This window comes from Streptomyces adustus, from assembly GCF_009377175.1.
Taxonomy (GTDB): Bacteria; Actinomycetota; Actinomycetes; order Streptomycetales; family Streptomycetaceae; genus Streptomyces; species Streptomyces adustus.
This window is the reverse complement of record NZ_VJZD01000517.1, coordinates 1-2,027: the sequence shown is the minus strand read 5'-3', so window position 1 is coordinate 2,027 and position 2,027 is coordinate 1. Positions and strand designations below refer to the sequence as shown.

Genomic DNA, 2,027 nt, shown 5'->3' with positions numbered 1-2,027 from the left:
GGCGGGGGAGGCCGGTTGGGTTCAGGAGGTCGGCAGCCAGACGCGCATGCTGCCGTCCCGCCGGTTGGCCCAGGCGTAGTAGGGGATCGCGGTCAGCTCGACGGGGTCGCCCGCCGGACGCCCGGCACCGGCTGCCGCTCCGGCGGGCCGGTACGGCCACCAGCCGGTGTCCGGGAGCGGCCGGCGGTGTCCGGCGGCCACCACCGTGGTGACACCGCCGAGCAGGTCGGGGCGGTTCTTCACGGCGAGCGGACGGGTCGGGTCGAGGACGATGTCGTCCAGGCCGCCGCCCGGGTGGTCCACCTGTTCCAGGCAGTACACGAGCGGTCCGCGTTCCACCGCGACGCAGCCGCGTACGGCGTCCGCGCGCGGATCGGCCGCGGTGAGGCGGGGTTCCAGACCGAGTTCCAGGGCGACCCGGTCGCCCGGGGCCCACGTCCCGGTCAGCCGCAGCCAGCCGTCCGTGACCGGGGCGTCCGTCCGGTCGTACGTCCGGGACCCGTGCCGCACGCGGTACTCACTGCACCACTGCGGGATACGTAGCGACAGGGTCCAGGGCCGGTCCCGCGGGGTGTCCTCCACCGTCAGGGAGATCACGCCGTGCCAGGGGTAGTCGGTCTCGGCGGCCACGGTGACGGGTGTGCCGTCGAGGTCGCCGCGGTAGCGGCCGGTGACGTACTGGTGGATCTGGAGGCCGTCCGCGTCGACGGACGAGAGATAGTGCCCGAGGGACGCGAGCAGCCTCATCGCGTTCGGCGGGCAGCACGCGCAGCGGAACCAGCGGGTGCGGCGGGCCGACTGGTCGCCGCCGGGGTCGGTGTGCCCGTCGCGGACCTGGAGCGGATTGACGTAGAGCCAGCTCTCGCCGTCCAGCGAGACGCCCGCCAGGAAGCCGTTGTAGAGGGTGCGTTCGATCAGGTCGCCGTAGCGGCTCTCGCCGGTGAGCAGGGCCAGGCGCCAGCTCCACTGGACGGAGGCGACGGCGGCGCAGGTCTCGCAGTAGGCGCGTTCGGTGGGCAGTTCGAACGGGTCGCCGAAGTCCTCCTCGTCGTGGTGGGCGCCCAGGCCGCCGGTGAGGTGCGTCTTGGTGGCGGTCATGGCCCGCCACAGCCGTTCGGCGGCGGCGCGCAGCCCGGCGTCGCCGGTCTCGGTGGCCAGGTCCGTCGCCCCGGCCAGCAGATACAGCTGGCGTACGGCGTGTCCCTCGACGTCGGTCGCCTCGCGCAGCGGTACCCGGTCCTGGCAGTAGGCCTCGCCGCCGAGCAGGCCGTGGCCGTAGCGGTCGACGAAGTAGCCGGCGAGATCGAGGTAGCGCCGTTCGCCGGTCTCCCGATACAGCTCGACCAGGGCGGTCTCCACCTCGGGGTGGCCGTCGACGCCGTCGATCGGCCGGCCGCTGCCGGGCGGCCCGAAGGTGGCGTCCAGATGGTCGGCGAACCGGCGTGCCACGGTGAGCAGTTCGTCCCGTCCGGTGGCCCGGTGGTGGGCCACCGCCGCCTGGATCAGATGGCCCGCGCAGTACAGCTCGTGCCCCCAGCGCAGGTCCTGGTAGCGCTCGCCGCCCCGGCGGAGCTGGAACCAGGTGTTGAGGTAGCCGTCGGGCTGCTGGGCGTCCGCGACCAGCGCGACGATCCGGTCGGTATGGGCCGCCAGCTCCGCGGTGGGCTCCTGGGCCGCGGCGGGCTCCTGGGCCAGCTGCCAGGCGGCGGCCTCCAGCCACTTGTAGACGTCGGTGTCGGCGAAGGGGTAGGCGCCCCGGAAGTCGCCCTGGGCCACGGCATCCGACAGCGCCTCCGGCGCGGGCGCCGCCAGCCGCAGGTTGTGCAGGTTCCCGGCGGACTCCAGCAGGCCGGGGCCCTGGGGGATCGAGGTGTGCGCGTTGACCTCGCGGCGGGTGTGCCAGAAGCCGGAGCTCACCTCGGCGACGGCGGGCCGCAGTGCGGTACGGGCGTCCGGGCCGAGGCGGACCGGGCCCGTCGGGGGCAGGGCGGGGCGAGTGCGGGGCATGGCTCTCCGGGAGGTGGGAG

1 protein-coding gene is annotated in these 2,027 nt (G+C 74.5%); it reads right to left on the bottom strand.

What is annotated here, in order from left to right:
- Positions 1–21: 21 nt before the first annotated feature.
- A complete protein-coding gene (locus FNH09_RS46250) occupies positions 22–2,007 on the bottom strand; it encodes a glycoside hydrolase family 127 protein (RefSeq protein WP_152895854.1) in 1,986 nt (661 codons plus the stop codon).
- Positions 2,008–2,027: the final 20 nt, after the last annotated feature.

Bases quoted from the DNA above. Each gene is read 5' to 3' on its own strand.
- FNH09_RS46250 (WP_152895854.1), bottom strand. From the start codon at position 2,007: ATGCCCCGCACTCGCCCCGCCCTGCCCCCGACGGGCCCGGTCCGCCTC.